Origin of the sequence: Pelotalea chapellei, from assembly GCF_018531195.1 — a bacterium.
Lineage (GTDB): Bacteria > Desulfobacterota > Desulfuromonadia > Geobacterales > Pseudopelobacteraceae > Pelotalea > Pelotalea chapellei.
The window spans coordinates 220,557-245,256 of record NZ_JAHDYS010000005.1 but is presented as its reverse complement, the minus strand read 5'-3'; the positions used below and the strand labels follow the sequence as shown (position 1 = coordinate 245,256).

26 protein-coding genes are annotated in these 24,700 nt (G+C 46.0%); 1 reads left to right on the top strand and 25 read right to left on the bottom strand.

Going from position 1 to position 24,700, the window contains the following annotated elements; translation table 11 throughout:
- Window positions 1-224 precede the first annotated feature (224 nt).
- The 24 genes from KJB30_RS18430 to malQ form a co-directional block, all read right to left on the bottom strand.
- Complete coding sequence (locus KJB30_RS18430) at window positions 225-413, bottom strand: topoisomerase DNA-binding C4 zinc finger domain-containing protein (protein ID WP_367618943.1); 189 nt, start codon at window positions 411-413, stop codon at window positions 225-227.
- A 250-nt stretch (window positions 414-663) separates the two neighbouring features.
- Window positions 664-1,473, bottom strand: a complete 810-nt coding sequence (locus tag KJB30_RS07515) for a zonular occludens toxin domain-containing protein (protein ID WP_214297559.1) — start codon at window positions 1,471-1,473, stop codon at window positions 664-666.
- A 7-nt stretch (window positions 1,474-1,480) separates the two neighbouring features.
- Window positions 1,481-1,822, bottom strand: a complete 342-nt coding sequence (locus KJB30_RS07510; RefSeq protein WP_214297557.1) for a hypothetical protein — start codon at window positions 1,820-1,822, stop codon at window positions 1,481-1,483.
- Complete coding sequence (locus tag KJB30_RS07505) at window positions 1,822-3,093, bottom strand: hypothetical protein (RefSeq protein WP_214297555.1); 1,272 nt, start codon at window positions 3,091-3,093, stop codon at window positions 1,822-1,824. The genes KJB30_RS07510 and KJB30_RS07505 overlap by 1 nt, the downstream gene beginning before the upstream one ends.
- A gap of 76 nt (window positions 3,094-3,169) precedes the next feature.
- A complete protein-coding gene (locus tag KJB30_RS07500) occupies window positions 3,170-3,382 on the bottom strand; it encodes a major coat protein (protein ID WP_214297554.1) in 213 nt (70 codons plus the stop codon).
- 221 nt (window positions 3,383-3,603) lie between these two features.
- The gene (locus tag KJB30_RS07495; protein WP_214297553.1) at window positions 3,604-4,053 is read right to left on the bottom strand and encodes a hypothetical protein; all 450 of its coding nucleotides are present in this window, start codon (window positions 4,051-4,053) and stop codon (window positions 3,604-3,606) included.
- A 148-nt stretch (window positions 4,054-4,201) separates the two neighbouring features.
- Window positions 4,202-4,441, bottom strand: coding sequence for a hypothetical protein (locus KJB30_RS07490; RefSeq protein ID WP_214297552.1), 240 nt, complete (start codon window positions 4,439-4,441; stop codon window positions 4,202-4,204).
- A 68-nt stretch (window positions 4,442-4,509) separates the two neighbouring features.
- Window positions 4,510-4,929 carry a hypothetical protein gene (locus KJB30_RS07485; protein ID WP_214297551.1) on the bottom strand — a complete coding sequence of 140 codons (420 nt, stop codon included), beginning with the start codon at window positions 4,927-4,929 and terminating at the stop codon, window positions 4,510-4,512.
- 9 nt (window positions 4,930-4,938) lie between these two features.
- A complete protein-coding gene (locus tag KJB30_RS07480) occupies window positions 4,939-5,964 on the bottom strand; it encodes a replication initiation factor domain-containing protein (protein WP_214297550.1) in 1,026 nt (341 codons plus the stop codon).
- Between the two features lie 187 nt (window positions 5,965-6,151).
- Window positions 6,152-6,451, bottom strand: a complete 300-nt coding sequence (locus KJB30_RS07475) for an LIM domain-containing protein (protein WP_214297542.1) — start codon at window positions 6,449-6,451, stop codon at window positions 6,152-6,154.
- 146 nt (window positions 6,452-6,597) lie between these two features.
- Complete coding sequence (locus KJB30_RS07470) at window positions 6,598-7,899, bottom strand: phenylacetate--CoA ligase family protein (RefSeq protein ID WP_214297592.1); 1,302 nt, start codon at window positions 7,897-7,899, stop codon at window positions 6,598-6,600.
- Window positions 7,900-7,923: 24 nt separating this feature from the next.
- Window positions 7,924-9,654, bottom strand: a complete 1,731-nt coding sequence (locus tag KJB30_RS07465) for a proline--tRNA ligase (protein ID WP_214297541.1) — start codon at window positions 9,652-9,654, stop codon at window positions 7,924-7,926.
- A gap of 24 nt (window positions 9,655-9,678) precedes the next feature.
- Complete coding sequence (ispG, locus tag KJB30_RS07460) at window positions 9,679-10,725, bottom strand: flavodoxin-dependent (E)-4-hydroxy-3-methylbut-2-enyl-diphosphate synthase (protein ID WP_214297539.1); 1,047 nt, start codon at window positions 10,723-10,725, stop codon at window positions 9,679-9,681.
- Between the two features lie 127 nt (window positions 10,726-10,852).
- Complete coding sequence (gene glyA, locus KJB30_RS07455; protein WP_214297537.1) at window positions 10,853-12,100, bottom strand: serine hydroxymethyltransferase; 1,248 nt, start codon at window positions 12,098-12,100, stop codon at window positions 10,853-10,855.
- A gap of 98 nt (window positions 12,101-12,198) precedes the next feature.
- The gene (rpiB, locus tag KJB30_RS07450; protein WP_214297535.1) at window positions 12,199-12,645 is read right to left on the bottom strand and encodes a ribose 5-phosphate isomerase B; all 447 of its coding nucleotides are present in this window, start codon (window positions 12,643-12,645) and stop codon (window positions 12,199-12,201) included.
- A 15-nt stretch (window positions 12,646-12,660) separates the two neighbouring features.
- Window positions 12,661-13,893: a beta-ketoacyl-ACP synthase II gene (gene fabF, locus KJB30_RS07445; RefSeq protein ID WP_214297533.1), complete on the bottom strand. Its 1,233-nt coding sequence runs from the start codon at window positions 13,891-13,893 to the stop codon at window positions 12,661-12,663.
- A gap of 99 nt (window positions 13,894-13,992) precedes the next feature.
- Window positions 13,993-14,226 carry an acyl carrier protein gene (gene acpP / locus KJB30_RS07440; protein ID WP_214297525.1) on the bottom strand — a complete coding sequence of 78 codons (234 nt, stop codon included), beginning with the start codon at window positions 14,224-14,226 and terminating at the stop codon, window positions 13,993-13,995.
- Window positions 14,227-14,335: 109 nt separating this feature from the next.
- Complete coding sequence (fabG, locus tag KJB30_RS07435) at window positions 14,336-15,076, bottom strand: 3-oxoacyl-[acyl-carrier-protein] reductase (protein ID WP_214297523.1); 741 nt, start codon at window positions 15,074-15,076, stop codon at window positions 14,336-14,338.
- Window positions 15,073-16,005: an ACP S-malonyltransferase gene (gene fabD / locus KJB30_RS07430; RefSeq protein WP_214297521.1), complete on the bottom strand. Its 933-nt coding sequence runs from the start codon at window positions 16,003-16,005 to the stop codon at window positions 15,073-15,075. The genes fabG and fabD overlap by 4 nt, the downstream gene beginning before the upstream one ends.
- Before the next feature lie 37 nt (window positions 16,006-16,042).
- Window positions 16,043-17,026, bottom strand: a complete 984-nt coding sequence (locus KJB30_RS07425; protein ID WP_281415540.1) for a beta-ketoacyl-ACP synthase III — start codon at window positions 17,024-17,026, stop codon at window positions 16,043-16,045.
- Between the two features lie 11 nt (window positions 17,027-17,037).
- Window positions 17,038-18,075, bottom strand: coding sequence for a phosphate acyltransferase PlsX (gene plsX, locus KJB30_RS07420; RefSeq protein WP_214297517.1), 1,038 nt, complete (start codon window positions 18,073-18,075; stop codon window positions 17,038-17,040).
- A gap of 36 nt (window positions 18,076-18,111) precedes the next feature.
- A complete protein-coding gene (gene rpmF, locus KJB30_RS07415) occupies window positions 18,112-18,297 on the bottom strand; it encodes a 50S ribosomal protein L32 (protein ID WP_214297514.1) in 186 nt (61 codons plus the stop codon).
- A 58-nt stretch (window positions 18,298-18,355) separates the two neighbouring features.
- On the bottom strand, window positions 18,356-18,898 hold the full coding sequence (locus KJB30_RS07410) for a YceD family protein (RefSeq protein WP_214297512.1): 543 nt from the start codon (window positions 18,896-18,898) through the stop codon (window positions 18,356-18,358).
- 93 nt (window positions 18,899-18,991) lie between these two features.
- Window positions 18,992-20,488 (bottom strand): 4-alpha-glucanotransferase, encoded by a 1,497-nt coding sequence (malQ, locus tag KJB30_RS07405; RefSeq protein ID WP_214297510.1) that lies wholly within the window; start codon window positions 20,486-20,488, stop codon window positions 18,992-18,994.
- 206 nt (window positions 20,489-20,694) lie between these two features.
- Between malQ and clpB the strand changes: the two genes are divergently transcribed.
- Complete coding sequence (gene clpB, locus KJB30_RS07400) at window positions 20,695-23,304, top strand: ATP-dependent chaperone ClpB (RefSeq protein WP_214297508.1); 2,610 nt, start codon at window positions 20,695-20,697, stop codon at window positions 23,302-23,304.
- A 69-nt stretch (window positions 23,305-23,373) separates the two neighbouring features.
- Here the strand turns inward: clpB and KJB30_RS07395 are convergent, their stop codons facing one another.
- Window positions 23,374-24,501, bottom strand: a complete 1,128-nt coding sequence (locus tag KJB30_RS07395) for a tetratricopeptide repeat protein (protein WP_214297506.1) — start codon at window positions 24,499-24,501, stop codon at window positions 23,374-23,376.
- Window positions 24,502-24,700 lie beyond the last annotated feature (199 nt).

The following is a 24,700-nucleotide window of genomic DNA, read 5'->3' as shown; positions in this document are numbered from 1 at the left end:
TCACGGCGGTTGTTTGTCCTTCGGACGCAGGCATATTATTTCCCCATAATCACACAACAGAGGTATTTGCTACTGTTAACATATTGGTTTTGAGTGTGGGGTGTACGTTGATCAGCGGGTAATCATCATCATGGCCCGTGTCCTGGTGTCTCTCTTAATGGACAGCGCTCACGGCGGTTGTTTATCCTTCGGACGCAGGCATATCATATCCCCCATTAAAGCAATTACTTATTGCTTCTCGAAAGGACGCGACCAACAAGCCCCCACTTGCCAAGCTCTTTTCCTTGTTCGGCATATCCCTTTTGATTTCTGCACTTTGGCCAGTTCTGACAAACATAATACCTTTGACCAGTCTTAGAACCGGACAACCTCTCACGTACGACCATTTCTCCCCCACACCAATCACAGATCATTGTCGAATCACAGATCACCGAGCAAACCTCCCGAGAATATAGCCACTTGAACTAAAATTTAACACAGGGGACGAGTCCACAAAACTAATTAAAAAATAATGGCATGATATATGCCTTATCTATAAGTACTTGAAATTATTTTATTAATTTCCAATGGCATGATTATTGCCCTATTAAAATTTAATTTAATTATAAAATTATAATATTATATTTATATTATTAAATCGACCGAGACACCACGACCACTTTTCTAGGAAATTGTCTGCAAATACTCATCCCAGTGCGGCCCGTGAAGGGTGGAACAACGAACCCATGTTTTTTGTGTCCCTTTTTCAACCTGGGGAGGACTGCCACAGTGAACAGGATCAGTATCCCTTCCCCATGAGTCAGCACTGAACACCTCAAGCGAATCATAAAGCCGAGCCGCCCACAATGGCAAGGGGAATAAATCACGATCAGCAACAACAGAGGCACCAGCACCGAGACCAGCATACCTTTTTATAACAAGGAAAAGGGGAAAAGGAGACATAGGCAAACCGACAACAGGAAGCTTGAGTTTTTGCATATTACGGAATGTACTAGCGTATTCGGCTAATGGTCTAATCTGACTATCAACCATCTCTATTGAATGAGCAATTAGAATAACGTTCCAACCGAGTTTTCTATGCTGGGTAAAAAACTCTATCCAATCCATGTTTTTCCCCCATTTACGGGAATTAAAAACAAGCTGGCACTCATCAATTATAAGGAGGCCGGAACCCTCAGAATAACCGCCCTTGTCTTTATACAAATGAACAGCTTGTTTTCTTGGATCAATTTTCCTAATAGCGGAAACAGAGTTGACACGATAAAAACGAGGATAAAGAGAGGATGCAATCTTTTGACGATGTGAAGGGGAAAATTTACCTAGAAAATTCCTTTTTGAAACTTCATCAGCCCAACCATCGACAAGTGAAAAATTAGCGGCAACAACCCCGCCTTTTTTAAGGTGCATAATAGCACGAGCAACAGCAACGGCACTCTTACCACTGCCGGGAGTACCTTGTGCAATTTCAATCATAGAAGCCTCAGTTTAGGAGCTTAAGCCAACGAGCAACAGGAGCAATAGCCACAAAAGCCATCAAGCCACAAGTCATAAAATTAACCAGAGAGATAAAGAAAGTAACAGGGAACACCCAATTTAAAGCCATAAGGAAAGAATTTAAAACTGCACCAGAAACAGGAGCATTAACAGCCTCAAGACAAGAACCAACACAGTCAGGGAAAAGCGATATAAACTGGATACTGAAAGTTATTATGGTATCAAAAACACCTTGCAACAACTTCATGCCCGCATTTGTCTGAGCCACAAGGTAAACAGTAGCGAAACCTATGAGCCAAGTAACCAAAGGGGTGAATAAAACGGCCATTAAGAAACCCCCCTATAGAACTTAATAACAAACATAATCGCACCAACAGAAAGAAGAAGAGAAAGCACCCAACGGACAACATCCATAACAGGGTCAAAAAAGGACAAATCAACATGGGCATTAATATCTTTATAAATATGAAAATCGAAAACAGGAGCCGCATGATTAGAAGTGGCAAGAGCATCGAAATAAGATGAAATTCTAGAAATATAATTAAAGGGATATGCACCAGACATAGCACCTTTAAGGTCATTCAATTTATTAAGGTTAAAAGCGACAGGAGCTTCTGCAGTGGGAACATTGAGTACTTCCGAGGCTTTTTCGTCCTTAGATTGATCGGCTGACTCAGAAGCCTGTTGAGCTTGAGCAGCGGCGAGTTGAGCTTTAATGTCATTCAAAGATTGTAAAGTTGAATCAGAAGGATAATTATTATAAATATTTGTAGCATTTTGTACCGCATTATTAAGGTGAGTAATCTGTTCCTGACGAGCATAATTCTGGTCAACCTTTGCAAGCTCCGAAGAAGGCAAAGAAGAAGAAAAAGGGACACCCAAACGAAAAGCGCTATCAATTTCAGGTTGATAAGCAGGAGAGATAGAACCAAAAGGAGCAACTAAAGCATTAAATTGTTCCTGAGTACTAGGAGAAGGAACCGGTGCAGTAACAGAAACGACAGGATAGGAAGTCATAGCATTAGCTCGAAGAGTACCAGCGTACATAGAACAATCGCCGCTACCACCGAAAGTTAAAACATTTATCTGACCGGAGGAATAGCTGATAGCATCGATGGAAGGAGTATAACAAGCATTACGAGGAGAAACAGAACCAGCACCAACAATTTTATAATAGTTATTACCAGAAGCCTTAAGAACAGTATTGAGGGGCAAAGTCTGAGAACCAGAACCAAGACCTGGAATGTCACTAGGAGCAAAATAATTTTTATTAGCATTTAAAGCAGAATCAAGCAAAGGATGTGAAGATTTATTGGAATCGACATAAGTACGCAAAGCCTCAAAACCGATAGTCAGAACAGCAGCAGCACCAACGGAGGCCATAACGGTACCTATTGAATTACGTTTTAGACCATAATTATCGGCTGAACCGTATGAAGGAACATTAGAAGTAGCAGACGTAGGAAGAAGATACTTGACACCAGCTTGAACAACAAAAGGAGCAGCAACTTCCGCAGCAGTAAGAATCAAAGGAGCAATAGCGAGGGCAGGGGAGACAGAAAGAGCGATAATAACGAGAGAACAGATTATTTTTTTCATAAAAAACCCCAACCACTAGTGAATTGAGAAAGCCAACAGAGGAAGCGGAAAACCCCTGTTAGCTTTTTCGTTCAAATTACTTGGTAAACTTTTTGTAAAGCTTCCAAGCAATACCAGCGGCCAGAATAGTACCGGCAATAGGCATAGCGGCAGCAATGGCAGGGGAAAGTTCAGCAGTAACAGCAGTGCCAACACCGGTAAAATCAAGTGTAGCGGCAGCGAAAGAGGGAACAGCGGCAGTAACAACAGAACCAACAACAGCGAGACCAGACAAAATACGTTTTTTCATTTTAGTGCGCTCCTTTTTGCGCTTGAATACCGACTCCCAAGGAGAAGGCTGGTTAATACCTCCCACCCTACCGCAGAGCGGCAGGGGGGAGGGGTACTACCCGCTTTTTAACTGACAAACTTCTTGAATGTAAGATACGTACGATTAAGGCCCCAAGTCATAAACCAAACTGTCATACCAAGACCGTATGATTGGACTATTGGATAAACGTATTCCATGATTTAGCCCCTCCACGTTATGGCGAATATAACAGCGAGACAAAGACCGACTAAAACAGCAGTTTTATAATCCATACCATCCTCAGTGCCAGAGATATTATTTAGTTTCCTCTCGATAGTCGAAAGTTTGGAAGAAATATTATTAAAACGCGGAGGAATAGCATCTACAGTACGCCTGGTATTGTATGTATCAAGGTAAATAGATGAAATATTTGTATTAATCGTCTCAAGATAAAATTGGGCGTAAGAAAGATTATTTGCAAGGCTCAATAAACTATTTTGCGTACGATTAAGAGCGATATAAGAAGTTGAAGCAGTAGTTGACAGTTGAACAGGATCAAATGCAGTAGCAGGAACATAACCACCATAAAGTGGAACAGGAGAAGCAAATGCTAAAACAGGCAGAAAAACAAAAATGAACAATATACAAATTTTAGCTAAACCGCGCCGCATATAGGTTCCGATCAAAAAATTGAACTTTGTTGCCAGCGAACAATGGACTCATGAGTAAATGGTTCTGGGTAGTACGACCTATAATTTGTCGAGACACAACCAGACAATACAGCCGCAACACTACCCAGAACCATCAAATGCCGGAACATTAATTTGCAAACCCGGCAAAAGCGAGTTTTCCGGCCACAAAATCAACATTGATATTGGCGATCTTCCCGACAGAAGGTGCAACGGTATCGAGCAATTCTGATTTGAGCTTTAGGCGCAGCACTTCTTTTTTTGTTGCCTCTGCGTCAAGAACCTCCAACTGATAATATGGCTTTTCAACCCCTTTTTCATCTTTAAACGTACCGGAAAAGATACTTAAAACTTGAGCTTTAACTCTCATTCGTTTAACTCCTTTTTTTTGTTTAATTTTGTTGCAAGAGCAATAACACAAGAAAAAAGTCAGTTTTTTCATTTTGACTTGTAAAAGCCCGTATTCTTTAACAATTTATTTTTTGTTAATATTTTTTTAATGCTGTCGAACGATGAAAAAGGGAATTTTTCATGTACTTTTGAGACAGTCATACTCAATGACTCTCGTGGAGAATTGCCTTTATTTACAAGTGTTTGGAAAACAGTAACAGCATGTTTCTCATATTCAACAAGTATTTCATCATTTTTTATTTGCTGGACAGCATTTCGAGCATGAATTCCGTCAATATTCGTTTTTACCCGCCAACTCAAACCCTGCAACAGATCAGTTAATGAATTCAGTATACCGACAAACGGAGAAATTTGAGATTCAGGCATTATGAACGTTACAGAGTAGAGACCAGATTCAATCATTTTTACATCACATGGTAATTTTGATATTGGATGATGCGGAGCCATTTGTTCCCCCTAGAACGGCAAGCTTGAAGCATAAGCAAGCCTTGAAGTTTTAATAATAAGTGCATGTTTTTTTGTGAGTTTTTCTTTTCCTGTTTCAAGCAGATCATCCATGAAGGATCGAAACCGAGCAACGCCCAAGTACTTTCGACACATTGCAATAGTAGCTGAATATTGACGCTTCAAATGTTCCATAGATTCATCGACGAGCTTGAGCATTTTAGAAGTACTTAATTTAAGAATATCAGTAGTTGCCAACCACGCAGACCACCAAGCTTGTGTTGAACACCTAGAAATATTTGAATCATCCTTATTTATTGGTGTGAAGTAGTTATTAATTATAGAGAAAGCAAGATGGCCTACATCTACACCACGAAGCAAATGTTTAACTGCTTCAATTGCACGCTCAGCCATACATTGGAGTTCACACCTAACCCAATGCTGATTCGGTATATTCATTTGTGCAGCCTTGTCATAAAAACGTATCTTGAAGCGCGAAGCCTTCGAACCCAAATAGATAGTTTCTCCGTCTGCTACCTCTGATTCATCACCAAGACTAAAACCATTTATACGTTGCCCTTTTTTGAACTTAGAACGAACAGACTTTGTCTCAATAGCTTCCAAAAGCCTATCAAGTCTTAAAGCACCATCGACATTATCAATCGCAAGATCTAAACGTGTAAAATTTGCCTTTACTTTCATAAGTTGAACCATAAGCTGATACCAACAATGCTTAGTACCCTTGTACGCCTCATATTGACGGCAACCTTGACCAGTCAAAGAAACATGACAACCCATGCCGTCATTACCATCATAATAGACAACGACATTACCAGAGCGAAGCGTTGACTTATACCCCATGCCACCACCAGAAGACTTTTGAAAATCCATTGAATCAAGGCCAGACAAAAGAATAGCCTCTCGCGGGTCATCGACCTTAAGAGTCCAAGCAAACCAATCAATCAAAATCTGGTTTTCCTTTGGAGCAACGGGCGCTGTAAATTCTGCACCCATGTTATTAGATGGGTGCTTTTTCACCGCACACCCCCGTAAGCCTCAGCAATCCAGACAGAGCAGGCATCGAAATAAAGAATTTCGGCGAACCAGACAGAGCAAGCATCGCAGTCTTGAATCATATAAAACTGGCTACGAGTAACGTAACCACAGACAGGACAGACACAGTGATATCGCTTATAGGTAGGCTTGCAAACTTCCGAGAGAGTTTTCACAAATCACCCCCGAAAAGAGACATTTGTTTACTCTCATCCAACTTGACATAACGCTTTGTGATTCTATAACTGCCAGAGGGGAGGAGAACGGACTTGACAACCGGAGGAATTGGCAACGGAGGTGAAACATAAGGATGTGCTTGTGAATAGCCCCAGAGGTAACGAAGATCAATATCACGAAAAGCCATACCACAGGCGGCACAACGCGACCACTCACCAAACGGATTGACAGCAATATACTTTTTACACGTGGGGCATTTCGGATTCGATGGACGAACGGGAAGCAACTTCACCATGGAAAACCTCCTTTTAATGAATTGGAGGCCCGATAATAATCGCCCATAAGTTATATTATGTAAAGTTGATGTCTTCTATTGTAAGCAGGAACAAAAAACGGCGTACCTGAAAAGTACGCCGCAGATTCTGTCGATGTATTACTGGGCTACAAAGATCGCCTGTCAATCACTCGCAGTGACTTACCTTCGTGCCGAGGAATGCTATTGGGCTCCACAAGCTTTACGGTAACACTTACACCGAGTACGGAATCAATCTTTTTCTCGACCATTTCCAAAAAAGCTCTTTGCCGCTTCATTTCATCGAAGAAGATGTTTTCTGTAACTTCAATGCAGACCTCCAGCACATCCATTGCTCCCTTCCGGTCCACTATCAGCTGATAATGAGGTTGACATCCTTCGATTGCAATCAGTACCTCCTCGATTTGGGAAGGAAAAACATTTACACCTTTAATTATGAGCATGTCATCTGAGCGTCCCATCGTCTTTTTCATGCGGACCATGGTTCGACCGCAATCACAAGTCTTGTACATAAGGCTAGTGATGTCACGAGTCCTGTACCGTATCATTGGAAACGCTTCCTTGCTGATGGTTGTCAGCACAAGCTCGCCAATGCTGCCCAACGGCAATACCTCACATGTTTCAGGATCAATAATTTCAGCGATGAAGGCGTCTTCTGAAATATGCATGCCGCATTTGCACTGACATTCTCCAGCCACACCCGGACCAATGATTTCGGAAAGCCCATAATTATCTGTTGCGCTGATAGATAATCGTGTTTCAATCTCTCGTCTCATTGACTCTGACCAAGGTTCGCCGCCAAATAACCCCACCTTGAGCGATAGAGTTTTTGGATCAATTTGCTGTTTTTCAATCCTATCTGCTATCGTGATGGCATAACTGGGAGTACACACCAAAGCAGAGGTCTTGTAATCCTGCATGATCATGATCTGTTTGTCTGTATTACCGCCACTCATGGGAATTACAGCAGCCCCGATGGCCTCTGACCCGTAATGAAGCCCGAACGCCCCCGTAAACATGCCGTAACCGAAAGCTATCTGCACAACATCGTCGTGAGTAACGCCAGCCGCCGTCATAAAGCGGGCAACCAGATTCGACCACATCTTAAGATCATTTTTCGTGTAACCGACTACAGTCGGCTTACCTGTGGTACCTGAAGACGAATGAATACGCACAACTTCCCGTAAAGGGACCGCAAACATGCCATAGGGATAATTGACCCTCAGATCTTCCTTGGTTGTGAACGGTAGTTTGGAAAGATCAGCGAGAGAGCTTATGTCTTCAGGCACAATACCGAGGCTTTTGAACTTTGTCCGATAACAGGTGACATTCTTGTAAGCACGGTTAAGGGTGGCCTGCAGTCGCTCCAACTGCAACTGTTCCAGTTCCTCGCGAGGCATTGTTTCGTGTTGTGGATCCCAAATATTCATCTGCATAACAACCTCGCGGAGCGGTTATTTACTGCTGCCCAAGGCAGTTGCAACCATTTTGCAGATATGCTCGACTGCATCCTCTATCGGCAGCAGTTGAACCTCACCTGTAGCACGAATTTTAACCTCCACCTTGCCTTCGGCTAACCCTTTACTGCCAACAACAATTCGTAGTGGTATTCCTATAAGATCGTTGTCTTTAAATTTGACACCGGGACGTTCGTCCCGATCATCAAAGAGTACTTCGATACCGGAACTTTCAAGTTTTTTATACATATCTTCCGCAGCGGCCATTACTCCGGAATCTTTGGTGTTCAGGGCAACCACAGCGCAATGGAAAGGCGCGATGGGCAGCGGGAAGATGATTCCGTTTTCGTCATGGTTCTGTTCAATTGCGGCGGCCACAGTACGACCGATGCCGATACCATAGCAACCCATAAAGATGACTTGCTCTTTGCCATCAGCATCGAGATAAGTGGCATTTAGAGCTTTAGAGTATTTCGTTCCCAGCTTAAATACATGCCCAACCTCTATTCCCCGCCACATCTCCAGTTTACCGGAATCACAACGTGGGCATGCGTCACCTGTTACAACATTGCGGATATCAACGAAGCGGTCAGGAGCAAAGTCACGTTCCAGATTGGCATTAGTGAAGTGCATGTCCTTTTCGTTAGCTCCAATCACGACATTAATCATTCCTTGAACTGCCAGATCGGCTATTACTGTTACCTTCTGCTTAAGTCCCACTGGCCCCAGAAAGCCAACAGGCGATCCTGTTATCTTTTGAATATCTGTCTCGGTTGCCATCTCAATCTCATCCCAAGAGAGATGATTCTTCAGCTTGATCTCGTTCAGATCGTGATCTCCGCGCAAGAGAGCCATGACGTGCTCTCCCGCACTTGATGAATACACCAGAGTCTTGATTGTTTTATCAGCTGACATGCGTAAAAAATTAGCTACATCTGTAATGGTCTTCATTTCCGGCGTAGCAGTTTTTTGCAAAGGCAGTTGTTCAGCTTTAGCTGCAGACTGGACATTTCTTGCCTCGGCTTTCTCTACATTGGCAGCATACCGGCATGTGTTGCAGGAAACAATTGCATCTTCACCGGAATCTGCCAGCACCATAAACTCATGCGAAGAAGACCCTCCGATGCTTCCGGTATCAGCCTCAACAGCACGAAAGTTCAACCCGCACCTTTCAAAAATGCGATGGTATGCCTGATACATCTTCTCGTAAGAACTGTCAGCCGCAGAACTATCCACATCGAAGGAATATGCATCCTTCATGATGAATTCACGGCCTCGCATCAATCCGAACCTTGGGCGTATTTCATCGCGAAACTTGGTCTGAATCTGATAGAAATTGAGCGGCATCTGGCGATAGCTCTTGATTTCTCTCCGTACCATATCGGTAATAACTTCTTCATGAGTAGGTCCCATGCAAAAGTCATTATCTTTGCGATCTTTAAAGCGAAGTAACTCTTTACCATAGAATTGCCAACGCCCTGATTCCTGCCATAACTCGGCTGGCTGTACACTGGGCATGAGCATCTCGATGGCACCAGCCCGATTCATCTCCTCACGTACAATAGCTTCAAATTTGCGAATTGATCGCAGTCCCATCGGCAGATAATTATAGATTCCGGCAGCCAACTTGCGGATCATTCCGCTTCGCAGCATCAGCTGGTGTGAAATTACCTCGGCATCTGATGGGATTTCCTTGACAGTAGGAATGAAATAACGAGAATAGAACATTAAGACCTCAATAAGATTATTAGATTACAGCTTGTTTATTTCATCGATTAATGCCTCTGCCAGCTGATCTTCAGGCACCTTGCGGATTATTTCGCCATGTCGGAAAAGAAGCCCCTCCCCTTTTCCTCCAGCTATTCCGACATCTGCCTCACGTGCTTCGCCGGGACCGTTTACGGCACAGCCCATGACAGCAACAGTAATCTGCTTATCTATACCCTGAAGGCGACGTTCAACGGTTTCAGCAACCTGAACAAGATTAATCTGGCACCTGCCGCACGTCGGACAGGATACAAAATTGACACCCCGTTGACGCAATCCCAGGCTTTTCAGAATTTCATATCCCACCCTGACCTCATCAAGCACATCACCCGTAAGTGAAACACGCAGAGTGTCTCCTATGCCTTCGGACAGAAGAATTCCAAGACCGACTGAAGACTTTATCGTTCCGGAAAAAAGCGTACCAGCTTCGGTAATGCCTATGTGCAGTGGGTAATCAACTTTGGTGGAAAGCAAACGGTAAGCGGATACGGTTTTCATGACATCTGAAGCTTTAAGAGAGATTTTTATTTCCTGATAGCCCAAGTCTTCCAGAATGCGGACATGACCTAGCGCTGATTCCACCATTGCTTCTGCTGTAGGATGCCCATAACGCTCAAGGAGTTCTTTCTCGAGTGAACCCGCGTTGACTCCGATACGAATCGGAACCTGCCGCTCAGAAGCTGCCTTGACAACTTCGGCAACCTTCCAGTGATCACCTATATTACCCGGGTTGAGGCGCAGACCGTCTATACCACCTTCCAGTACCTTCAGTGCTAACTTGTAATCGAAATGAATATCAGCAATAACCGGTATGGGACTCTCGTTTTTGATTTTACTTAGTGTAACAGCTGCATCCATGTCCGGTACAGCACAACGAATTATCTCGCAGCCACCGACAGCGAGTCCCTGTATCTGTGTCAAAGTAGCGGATATATTTCGAGTGTCTGTGGAGCACATGGACTGTACAGCACAAGGTGCATCACCACCGATGCGTACAGTACCTATTTTTATCTGTCTGGTTATCTTTTTCATAAGACGCGCATAGTAGCTAAAATAGTGGCGAAAAGTCAAGAAAGACGAAACTGCGGAGAGCGTGAATAAAATACGGCGCTGCCGGTGTGACCGACAGCGCCGCATGTTTTGCAAATATGTTGGAGACTCAAATCAGACGCTGTGCGTAGAGCGGGAAGCGTTTCATCAATTGGTTTACCTGTGACTTGATTGCTTCCAGCTTCTGATCATTGCCGATGTTGGCAACAGCATCGGCAATAAAGCCTGCCACCTGGTCCATTTCGGTTTCTTTAAGGCCATGGGATGTACAAGCTGGTGTTCCGATACGGATACCAGAAGTGACAAAAGGTGAGCGGGTTTCAAAGGGCACGGTGTTTTTGTTGACCGTAATACCCGCTTTGTCCAATGCTTCTTCTGCTGCTTTACCCGTTGTGTCGGTGCCGGAAAAATCTACCAGCATGAGATGGTTATCCGTGCCGCCGCTTGTCAGTTTGAATCCTCGGCTCATTAATGCTTCTGATAACGCCTTGGCATTTTTGACAATCTGCTGTTGATAACTTTTGAACTCAGGCTGCAGCGCCTCTTTAAATGCGACCGCTTTAGCAGCAATAACGTGCATGAGCGGCCCACCCTGGATCCCAGGAAAAATCTGGGAATTGATTCCCTTGGCAAGCTCCTCACGACACAAAATCATGCCACCACGCGGGCCACGCAGGGTTTTATGGGTAGTAGTGGTGACATATTCGGCATAGGGGACGGGACTGGGATGAACTCCTGCGGCTACCAGGCCAGCAATATGTGCCATATCTACCATGACAACCGCACCCACTTTGTCAGCTATTGTACGGAATGCTGCAAAGTCAATTGTGCGGGGATAGGCTGAGGCGCCGACAACGATCATTTTCGGCTTGTGCTCGCTTGCAAGGCGCTCTACCTCAGCATAATCGATAGTTTGAGTTTCAGGAGAAACTCCATAAGGTACAATATTGAAAAAACGGCCGGAAAAGTTGACAGGACTGCCGTGGGTCAAATGTCCACCGTGGCTAAGATTCATGCCAAGAATGGTGTCACCTGGCTTACAGGCAGCAAAATATACAGCCATGTTGGCCTGAGAACCGGAGTGGGGCTGAACATTGGCATGTTCTGCACCGAAAAGTTCTTTTGCCCTGTCGATGGCCAGCTGTTCGACAACATCCACGTGGTGGCAACCGCCGTAATAGCGCTTGCCTGGATAACCTTCAGCATATTTGTTCGTTAGAATTGAACCCTGAGCTTCCATTACTGCTTCTGACACGAAATTTTCAGAAGCGATCAGTTCCAGATTGTATTCCTGTCGTTCGGTTTCGAGTTGTATGGATGCTGCAATTTCCGGATCAAATTGAGAAAGTATAGTCATGTGGCAACAACTCCTTATGAAAGAATTTCGTATACATGCTCTACAAATGCGAAGCGGGACTTATGAAAGTCCCGCTCGTAAAATCCTGACAAAAAAACTTATTTACAATAGTTCTTTTCAATTTCTGTAATCAGATCAAGTCTTCCTTGATGGCGACCACCTTCAAAAGTGGCATCCAGCCATGCACCTACCAGGTCACAGGCCTTCTGTTCATCGAGCACACGACCACCCAGCACAAGTATATTTGCATTATTGTGTTCTTTAGCCATGCGGGCCATAAAGACATCAGTTACCAATGCGGCACGAATACCGGGGATCTTGTTGGCCGCGATAGACATGCCGATACCGGTTCCACAAATCAATACACCCAGTTCAGATTCACCGGAAATGACTTCCTCAGCAACCTTGAGACCATATGTGGGGTAGTCAACGGATGCATCGTTATTTGTGCCTGCGTCATGCACCTCTATGCCACGGCGGCCAAGATAACTGATAAGGGCCGTTTTAAGGTTGAGACCACCATGATCGCTGCCAATCACTAACATTTTAAACTCCGAAAGCTATATTTTTTTAAACAGCAGCGTAGCGTTGGTACCACCGAACCCAAAATTATTGCTCATGGCGTACTCGATTTTTGCATCACGTGCGGTATTGGGAACATAATCCAGATCGCAATCCGGATCAGGCTCTCCATAGTTGATGGTCGGCGGAACAACATTATTGTTCATGGCCATAAGCGTGAAAACAGCCTCGACACCGCCTGCGGCACCAAGAAGATGTCCAGTCATGGATTTCGTCGATGAAACCATCAGCTTCTTGGCATGCTCACCAAAAACTGTTTTTATAGCCATCGTCTCGTACATGTCACCCAAAGGCGTTGAGGTTCCATGTGCATTAATGTAAGCGACAGATTCAGGATTCACACCGGCATTCTTGAGAGTCATCTTCATGCAGCGGGCAGCACCTTCTCCACCAGGAGCCGGGGATGTCAGATGATAGGCATCACCAGTCAAACCATAACCAACGATCTCTCCATAAATTTTTGCGCCACGAGCTTTGGCTGCCTCATATTCTTCCAGCACGACAATGCCAGCACCCTCCCCCATTACAAACCCATCTCGGTTTTTGTCAAATGGCCGGGAAGCTGATTCAGGTGAATCATTACGATCGGAGAGAGCCTTCATGACGGAGAACCCGCCTATACCAAGGGGGGTTATGGTTGATTCCGTGCCGCCAGCAATCATTGCATCGGCGTCTCCGCGCTTAATAATATGATAGGCATCACCAATGGAATGAGTAGCTGTAGCGCAGGCGGAAACCGAAGAAATGTTGGGTCCCTTGGCTCCATATTTGATGGAAATATGACCAGGAGCCAGGTTGATGATAAGCATGGGGATGAAGAAAGGAGAAATTTTCTTGTAGCCACCTTCCTGCAGGGACAGGTGATAGCGTTCAATGGCCGGCAAGCCGCCTAAACCGGCGCCTACCAGAACACCTACACGCTCAGCGTTTGTTTCATCAATGATCAATCCTGAATCTTCCATGGCAAAATGAGCAGCACCCAAGGAATACTGGATGAAGAGATCCATTTTTTTGATCTCTTTTTTCTCGATGAAGTCTTCGGCATTAAAACCTTTAACCTCACCGGCAATTTTGACAGGCATATCAGAAGCGTCAAAACGGGTTATCCGTCCAATACCAGAGGTGCCGCTGATCAGCGCGTCCCAGTTGGCTGCGTTACCTGTTCCGAGGGGCGATACTGCACCGACGCCTGTAATAACGACTCTTCTCATGTTGTATGACTCCCGGTGTAAAACTGTTCGTTACATTAAAAGCTTAAACAGAAAGAGGGGAGTCGGCTCCCCTCCTCCATACCTACATCATGTTGGTTTTCAGCTGTGCTCGGTAATGTATTCGATTGCATCATTAACGGATTGAATTTTTTCGGCATCCTCATCAGGAATCTCGATGTCGAACTCTTCTTCGAGAGCCATTACCAATTCAACTGTGTCGAGAGAGTCGGCGCCCAGATCATCCATAAAGGAAGCTTCGGGTACTACCTGTGCTTCTTCAACACCTAACTGTTCAGCAACGATTTCTTTTACGCGTTTTGCAATGTCAGACATCTTTCACCTCCGTGTGATGTAACCTTGTTCAGGTTGTTTTTTAGTTGAAATACACCTGCTTGATTAGCTATGAAACTGCTAAAAGTCAATCTTATTTTAGTTTGACAAATCACATGTACATGCCGCCATTGACCGAGAGAACATGCCCGGTGATGTACGAAGAAGATGGTGACACAAGGAAAAAGACTGCATTGGCAATATCATCGGCAGAGCCAAGGCGCTCCAGAGGAATCTGCTGCATTAGCGATTCACGAACTTTTTCAGACAGCTCAGAAGTCATATCTGTCTCGATAAATCCGGGAGCAACAGCATTGACTGTTATATTACGTTTAGCAAGTTCACGAGCCGCTGATTTAGTCATACCGAACATGCCTGCCTTACTCGCACAGTAGTTCGCCTGCCCAGGATTGCCCATTTCGCCCACAACCGAACTGATGTTGACAATCCGGCCATAACGCGATTTTGTCATGACTTTCGAAGCTTCACGAGTGCAAAGAAATGCGCCTTTAAGATTGGTATCGAGCACGGCATCCCAATCATCCTCTTTCATGCGCATGAGAAGACCGTCTTTGGTGATTCCTGCGTTATTGACCAGGATATCGAGGCGACCATGATCGGCGATGACCGCCTTAACAAGCGACTCAACTTCTGCCGCATTGACAACATCAAGCTTTACTGCGCGCGCTGTTCCATTCTGGGCCGTAATTGCCTCTACCGTAGCAAGCGCACCAGTCTCTGATGTCGCCGTGGCGACAACGAATGCGCCCTCTCCTGCCAGTTTCAAGGCTATTGCCCGGCCGATGCCACGGGATGCCCCTGTTACCAGAGCGACTTGACCTTCAAGAATCATGCTCGTTCTCCGACTGACTTGATACCGGCGACATCTTCGATATTCATTATGGATACTTCTTTGGTTATTCTTTTCACCAAACCACTCAGTACTTTGCCAGGTCCCACTTCCACGAAAGATGTGACTCCATTAGTGACCATGGCGGCAACTGACTGTTCCCAAAGAACCGGTGCGCAAACCTGAGTGACAAGAAGTGATTTTACACGATTTCCGTCACTATTTGCCGCAGCGTCAGCATTTGCAACAACCGGCAATTTCATGGTGGATAATTCAATAGAATCAAGTACTTTTGATAAACGATCGGCAGCTGGCTTCATCAAGGCGCAATGGAAAGGAGCGCTGACAGGAAGCAGCATAGTTTTTCTAAAGCCTCGTGCCTTGGCAATCTCTATCGCACGATTTACTGCCGTAGTATGCCCAGCAATTACTATTTGACCAGGAGAATTGAAGTTGGCTGGCGAAACTACTTCCCCATGAGCTGCTTCCTGGCAGATGTCTTCCAGTACATCGGGTTCAATACTCAACATGGCAGCCATGGTTCCTGTGCCAACCGGCACCGCTTCCTGCATGAAAGTACCACGTGCGCGAACAGTGCGAACCGCATCGGCAAAAGATAAAACGCCGGAAGAGACCAATGCAGAATATTCGCCCAAGGAATGCCCGGCAAGGCAGGAAGGCTCAAGTCCGGTTTCCTGCTCAACAACTCTCAGTACGGCGATACTTGCTGTAAGAATGGCTGGCTGAGTGTTTGCTGTAAGTTTGAGTTCCTCTTCACTACCCGTAAAACAGAGGGAAGAAAGTTTCATGCCCAGTGCGTCATCAGCTTCTTCAAAAACTTGACGCGCAACCGGGAAAGTTGCGGCTAATTCCTTCCCCATGCCTGGATATTGAGAACCCTGCCCGGGAAATATAAATGCTGTCCTGCTCACGGTCACTCCTTATTATGCAGTATTCGGCCCAAAGAGACTACCACCGCATCAATATGGAACCGTAGGTGAATCCACCACCAAAAGCATCCAACAACACAACGTCCCCGGCGTGCATACGATGTTCTCGATTTGCCTCATCCAAGGCAATGGGAATTGAAGCTGCTGATGTGTTTCCATACTTATGCAGATTCACAAAAACTTTTTCCTGCGGCAAGCCAAGGCGTTTGGCTGTTGCATCAATAATACGGCGGTTGGCTTGATGGGGGATGAACAAGGAAATATCTGCAGGGGTCATATTGTTGGCAGTAAGGGCTGTTGATGCAGCTTCATCCATACATCGAACCGCATGTTTGAATACGTCATTGCCTTCCATTTTAAGGTAAAAAAGACCCTCATCTATGGTGCGGTTGTTGCTGGCCGGGTTTCTGCTTCCGCAGCCAGGCTGGTAGAGCATGTCCCAGTAGGATCCGTTACTAAAGATGTGACTTGAAAGGATGCCTTTTTCACCGTCGCATACCTCAACAACCGCGGCACCAGCTCCGTCACCGAAAAGAATGCACGTATTACGATCGGACCAGTCTATAATCCGCGATAAAACCTCGGCACCGATTACAAGAACTTTTTTAGCAGCACCGGTGCGAATATAGTTATCGGCGATTGATAGTCCATAAATAAAACCTGAACAGGCTGCAGAAACATCAAAAGCAACAGCATTACAGGCCCCGATTTCACGCTGGACGATACAGGCAGTAGCAGGAAAAGGGAAATCAGGGGTGATGGTTCCCAATATGATCAAGTCAATCTGGTCAGCGGAAACGCCTGCCATATCCATCGCACGTCGCGATGCAGCAACGGCAAAAGTCGAAGTAAACTCACCCTCTTTTGCAATCCGGCGTTGCCGGATGCCGGTCCTGCTGGTAATCCACTCATCGTTTGTCTCAACCATTTTTTCCAGATCAGCATTGGTAAGAATGGTATCAGGCAGTGCAGATCCAGTGCCGGTAATTTTCGATCTAAGCAGTACAGAATTCATTATGCGGCCGCCTGGGATCTGGGGGTGTCACGTTGCACAAAAACAGAGGTGTTTTCAGAAAGTTTTTCGGCCACATGCTCGGTTACTCCACTTTTAGCGTATTCGTGGGCGAAACGGATGGCGTTTTTGATGGCTTTGATGTTTGAACCACCATGACAAATCATGCCGACTCCATTGATGCCGAGAAGAGGTGCTCCGCCGTACTCCGCATAATCCACTATTTTTTTAAATCGTGAAAAAGCACCACGGACAAATAGATAGCCGAGTTTGGAAACCCAACTTTTCAAAATTTCATCCTTTAGCATATGACCGGCAGCGTCAGCGAGGCCTTCTGAAGATTTGAGAACCACATTGCCGACAAAACCATCACACACAACCACTTCTACCGTACCTTTGAAGATATCACGCCCTTCAACATAACCGGAATAATTGATTGAAGCATTCCTGAGTATGCTGTTTGTTTCACGGGTCAGTTCATTCCCTTTGGAATCTTCCTCTCCATTTGACAGCAAACCAACGGATGGCGAAGTAATCCCCATGGCATAGCGGGCATAGACTTCACCCATTATGGCAAACTGCACCAGGTGAAGCGGCTTGCAATCTACATTGCCGCCAACATCCAGAACGAGCGTCTGACCTTTAAGGGTGGGAAAAATTTGTGCAATTGCAGGACGTTCGATACCTTTGATTCGCTTGAGGACAAACATTCCGGCTGCCATGGTGGCTCCGGAATTACCGGCACTTACAGCGGCGCACGCCTTGCCTTCTTTGACCAGTTCAAAAGCCAGCCTGACTGAAGAGTTCTTTTTTTTCCTCACGGCATCTGATGCGGAATCATGCATTCCGACAACTTCACTGGCGTGATAAATGTCTATATCCAGTCCAGCACATGCATGTTTGGCAAGCTCTTCCTCAAGGCGTGTCCGGTCCCCAACCAATGTTACGGAAATACCGAACTCACGACAAGCAGCGACAGCACCACCAACCTCGATAGCCGGGGCGTTGTCGCCACCCATTGCATCAACTGCTACTCTCATAGATCCAGGCTGTATCACAGACACAAAAAACAGCTTTTATTGTGCTTTGGTGAGATCAAGAACTTCTTTGCCTTTATAGGTACCGCAACTGGGGCAGACGCGATGGGGTAACTTGGGGGATTTGCACTGGGGGCAAACCGAGACGGACTGTGTAGTAAGGAAATCGTGGGCTCTTCTCATGTTTTTACGTGATTTGGATGTCTTTTTCTTAGGTACTGCCATGATGTATCTCCTTTTTTCCGGTGAAACGGCCAGGCCGCCACCATGTTGTTATCGATGTTTATTTATTAACTTTAAAATCTTTAAGTGCACTGAATTTAAAATTTACAGGGGTGAGCGAACAGTCACAGGTGCCCTGGTTATGATCGACACCACAGGTAGGGCATAGTCCCTTGCAATTTTCCGAACACAGCGGTTTAAGCGGCACTTCCATTGCTACCTGCTCCTCAATTTCATGGGACAGATCAATTTCATCCCCGCTATATGTCACCGAAATGAGATCCTGCTCGGTCAGTTCAGTTTCTTCTTCAGCTGCAACCTCTTCTGGTGTACCTCGACGGTACATAATAGTGAAAGATGAGTCGACAGCGGTTGCATAATCAGCAAGACAACGTGAACAGGTAAGCGTCAAAGGTACAGACACCCGACCAGTCACCCGTAAATGGTCATATTCACGTGCGGCATTAATATCGTAAGTCACAGGACCCGTAAATACACATTCACCTTCAGCCTGCATCCCGGAAAGCACGGGAAATGATGCGACCGGTTCTTCAGCGTGAAGGGTCTGGGTTTTTTCCTGGATGCGCTCAACTGATAGTTTCATAAAGTCAGTCCATAGCCTCTATGAGGGCTTCGCGTACATCAAATCAAATCAAAGCAAGCAAGTATATTCAATAGCTGTTGTTTGTCAAGTAATTTAGGCGTCTTGGGGTTTGAACCGGCCATATCGTTCGATCATCTCTCGCAAAGAAAAGCCCAGGTGCCGTGGTACAATGCCCCACTGGAAACGCCAACCCCAGTTCCCTTCTGCGGTTCCAGGTGTATTCATACGGGCATTTCCGGGAAGACCGAGAAGATCCTGAAAAGGAATAATTGCAGTATTTGCCACCGAAATCAGGGCCGTTCGCAACATGCCATTAACAAGGTCTCTACTGCTGCAACCAATGTACTCCAACACCTCGTGCTGTTGGGTGGGAGCAAGACTTTCAAACCATCCCAAGGTAGTAGTATTGTCATGGGTACCGGTATAAACAACACTTTTGCGGATGTAATTATGGGGCAGATATGGATTGTCTGACCCGGAATCAAATGCAAATTGAAGTATTTTCATTCCTGGATATCCGCAATTATCCAAAAGTTGAACGACGTCAGGGGTAATCAGCCCAAGGTCCTCGGCGATAATGGGGAGGTCACCAAGGACATTATGCATTGCATTAAAAAAATTCTGGCCCGGTCCATTAACCCATGTGCCGTTTACAGCAGTCAACTCATCCGCCGGCACATGCCAGGCGGCTGCAAACCCGCGGAAGTGATCAATGCGAATGACATCAAACTGAGAAAAGAGATTCCTGAATCGTTCAATCCACCAACAGTACCCCTGCTGTTGAAGCAGGTCCCAGTTATATAGCGGGTTACCCCATAATTGCCCTGTGACACTGAAATAATCCGGTGGCACACCCGCAACAACCTCAGGTTTTCCTTTGGAATCCAATAGAAATATGTCGCGGTTGCACCAGACATCCGCTGAATCATAAGCTACAAAAATTGGTATATCGCCAATAAGTGCTATTCCACGATGTGCAGCATAGTTACGCAACGCTCTCCATTGGCGGGCAAACTGCCATTGTACGTATTTATGAAAGCCAATTTCCGGGCCCAGTTCTTCCGAAGCTCTCTCATAGGCTCCGGGCTTAAGCAAAGCAATACTAGTTGGCCACTGATTCCAGGTCAACCCTTGGTAACGTTTTTTAAGTGACATGAAAAGGGCATAATTATGCAGCCAACTGGTAGTGTCACAGAAGTGCCAGAATTCTTCCATGCGAGCAGTTTGACCAGCTGCAAAAAAAGCTTCTGACGCAGAGCGCAATGCGGCCAGCTTGAAATTGGTTACAGCGCTGAAGTCAACCTGCACCTCCGGAAAAAGTGGCGTCTTGAATGTAGCAGGAAGATCTCCTTCTTTGATGATTTCTTCAAGATTGATCAGGAGCGGATTGCCGGCAAAAGCGGAAAAAGCCGAATAGGGCGAATTACCGCAACCTGGCGGTGTCAGAGGCAGTACTTGCCAGCAGGACATGCCCATCGAGGCCATCAAATCAATGAAATGTCTGGCATCCGATCCGAGTGAGCCGATACCACCAGGTCCAGGTAACGACGTTGGGTGCAGCAGGATTCCACATGTACGACGATTCAGCATAACCACTCCTCAAACCGTGACTTGAGACAAATTAAACATAGATGATAACGTCTGCGCAAACAAAATCAATTTTGTCAGATCAGTGGATGGGTTTCTGCTGAGTGAACAGCAGGTATTTTAATCCCCCCTCTCCTTCTTGACTTTCAACCTTGCAGTGTTTACCTCAATAAACAGAAGAATAATTTACCGTTTAAGGGAAGTAGCTCATGGACTTCAACAAACTTACTCAAAAGTCACAGGAAGCATTGGCCGAGGCACAGAATAAAGCTGTAACCCATGGCCACATTGAGGTAGATGGAGAGCACCTGCTGTGGGCCCTGCTAGACCAGACGGATGGCCTTGTTCCGCGTCTGCTGGAACGCATGAATATCCGATCGGAACATATAAAAAAGGATATTGAGGCAGATCTTAATCGGAGGCCCCATGTTTCAGGACCAGGCATCGAACCGGGTAAAATTGTCATCTCTCAGCGACTTTCACGGATCCTTGTAGCAGCCGAACAGGAGGCCAAGCGACTCAAGGATGAATATGTTTCCGTTGAGCACCTCTTGATCGCTTTAATGGCGGAAGGTGACAAATTCCCATCCGGAAAAATATTAAAGCAGGCCGGAATAGATCGGGAAAAATTTCTGGCCACTCTCACCGATGTACGTGGCAATCAAAGAGTAACATCTGCCAACCCTGAAGTAAGTTATGAGGCTTTGGAAAAATATGGTCGAGATCTGGTCAAGCTTGCAAAAAATGACAAACTCGACCCAGTCATAGGACGGGATGATGATATCCGCCGGACCATAAGGATACTATCTCGTAAGACCAAGAACAATCCGGTTTTAATCGGTGAACCTGGCGTTGGCAAGACAGCCATTGTGGAGGGGCTTGCCCAGCGTATCGTTCGCGGCGACGTTCCCGAAGGCCTGCACAACAAGACCATCTTCGCTCTTGATATGGGTGCGCTCATAGCCGGTGCCAAATACCGCGGTGAATTCGAAGAACGGCTCAAGGCTGTGCTCAATGAGGTCAAGGAGGCTGAAGGACGCATCCTTCTTTTTATTGACGAACTGCATACCATTGTTGGCGCCGGTAAGGCCGAAGGCTCTATGGATGCAGGCAACATGCTCAAGCCGATGCTGGCTAGAGGTGAACTGCACTGCATTGGCGCCACGACACTGGATGAATATCGCAAGCATATTGAAAAGGATGCCGCTCTGGAGCGCCGTTTTCAACCGGTTCTGGTGGAGCAACCGAGCGTGGAAGACACCATTTCGATTCTGCGCGGCCTGCGGGAGCGGTTCGAGGTGCACCATGGCATAAAGATTCAGGATAATGCACTTGTAGCCGCTGCCACCCTTTCCAACCGCTATATTACGGATCGTTTTCTGCCTGACAAGGCTATCGATCTGGTGGACGAAGCATGTGCAATGTTGCGCACCGAAATCGATTCTCTACCATCAGAATTAGACACTATCAGCCGCCGTGTCATGCAGTTGGAGATAGAAGAGACAGCCCTCAGGAAAGAAAAAGATACGGCCAGCATCGAGCGCCTTGAAGCTTTACGCAAGGAACTAGCCGAAGACCGTGAAAAAGCAACGCTGATGCGTGCCCGGTACGATTCCGAAAAATTGGCCATACAGCGTGTGCAGGGGTTACGCGAACAGATTGAGAAGACACGCCGGGATATTGAGCAGGCCGAACGGTCCTACAACCTGGAGCAAGCTTCACGTCTGAAATATTCGGAATTGCCCGGGCTGGAAACAGCACTGAAAAATGAAGAGGATTCTCTCGTTAAAAATCAGGGAGATCAGAAACTTCTGCGTGAGGAGGTTACTGAAGATGAGATCGCCGAAATCGTAGCCCATTGGACCGGCATACCTATCACACGCCTGGTGGAGGGTGAAAGGGAAAAGCTGTTGCGATTGGAGAGCATCCTCCATCAGCGGGTTGTCGGTCAGGATGAGGCGGTCCAACTGGTTTCCGATGCTGTTCTGCGGGCACGGTCCGGGCTCAAGGACCCACGCAGGCCGATCGGCTCATTTATTTTCCTGGGGCCAACCGGTGTTGGAAAAACTGAGCTGGCAAGGACGCTCGCCGAGGCACTGTTCGATTCAGAAGAAAACATGGTGCGTATCGACATGTCGGAATACATGGAGAAATTCGCAGTATCGCGCCTGATCGGCGCTCCTCCCGGCTATGTTGGTTACGAAGAGGGGGGACAACTGACTGAAGCTGTACGCCGCAAGCCGTATTGCGTGCTGCTCTTTGACGAGATAGAAAAGGCTCATCAGGATGTCTTCAACATTCTGTTGCAGATTCTTGACGATGGCCGGGTCACGGATAGTCAGGGACGCACCGTCGATTTTAAGAATACTGTCATTATTATGACCTCCAATATCGGTGCTCCTTTTTTAATTGAAGGAATCACCCCGGCCGGAGACATCCGTGAAGAGGCCCGTCATAACGTGATGCGTGAACTGAGGAGCAGTTTTCGCCCGGAATTCCTCAACAGAGTAGACGACATAGTCCTGTTTAAACCACTCCACCTTGAGGAGATCGTCAGCATTACAAAAATGCTGGCAGAGCAGCTTAGTATCAGACTCAGGGACCGACGCATCAGTTTGGATATATCTGATGCTGCCTTGCGATTCATAGCTGAATCCGGCTATGATCCGGTCTATGGCGCACGCCCTCTTAAGCGTTATATTCAGCGCGAGCTTGAAACCAAGGTAGCGCGGGCGATTATTGCGGGAAATGTTGTTGATGGCAGCACGCTTAGAGTGGATGTGGAGGATGGCAAATTAAAAATAGAAATGGCTGAATAGCAAAAAAACGGCGAGTCCCCCCTATTGGCAAGAGGGGCACTCGCCGGCTTACATGCTGTGAAATGGTTACTACTTCCTTTCCAAAGCCATGATTTCCAAGTTTTTAATCCTTTCGGCAGCAACCTGACCGACAAGTGAAGATATTCCATGTTGCTGCACAGCATGCCGTAATAGATGAAGTGCACGATCGTGGGTTTTGTGCTTTATAAGCAATGCTACTACATCATCAAGAAACCGATTGTCTTCCCCTTCATGCCGCAAAAGTTCATCATAGCAGCCACATGCCTCTTCAAGCCTGCCCTGGAGGCAGTACAATTTCAATATTCCCACCATCGTGAATTTATCATATGCGATATCCAGATTTTTTCTAAAAGCTCGTTCCGCGGCATCAAATTCACCGAGATTTCGATAGGCGTCGCCTATACGGGTCATTAGATTTACTGTCCCGCTGTTTTTCTCCAGAATTTTTTCCCATACCGCAATGGCCTTCCTATAATCGCATTTCCAACGAAAATAGTTACCCAATCCATAAAGAGCGTAGGAGTTATCCGGATCACGGGAAAGGGTTTTGTCAAAATAAAGCTTTGCCTGCTCATGGTTTCCCAAACTCCAATGCAATTTGGCCACAATGGTCAGCACATTAATTAATGTAACTCCATTTGCTAACGCCTTTTCATAATGTTCGACAGCGGATGCAGCTTGACCCTTCTTGTGATAAAGATCAGCAAGTCCCATCAACGCATACCGATCGCATCCATCAAGTGCCAGTGCTTTTTTATAGTAGATCAATGAGCTTTCATCGTCGTTCACTGTCTTGTAACTGTCTGCAATGCGTGTGAGTACGAAAATATCGCGATGATTGCGCAACTGGAGATACTTTTTCCAGCAACTGATGGCTTCCAGATATAGCCGTTGCCCACGCAGAGCATCCCCCAAACCGCGCAAAGCGAACACATTTTTGGGGTCTATCTCAAGCACCCGTCGATAATGAACGGTTGCGCCAGAAAAGCTTTTTTGCTGCCTCAGAGCATCACCAATTCCCGTAAGAATATAAGGATCATCAGGAGCCAGTTCCAAGGCTTCCTCGAACGAGGTACGTGCTTCGGCATAATTACGATTTTTGAGCAACTGACTCGCCCGCTTGGTGAGCTGAACCACTTGATTGTGTGCTGCCTGATTTTCTGTTTTGCTATCCATGTTTTATCTCGCCACGGTGGAATAAACAGTATTGTACGGGCAACTATACACATTCCCGGTATTGAAAACAATCAACCTGTACCCCCGAAATTAAGATAAATCCTTTTAGAATATTGTAATGATAATAGTTCACAGGTAATAATGTTATTATTCAATTGTAGTTGAATCCCCGCTCAGGTTTAAATTTCTGATGCAGAAA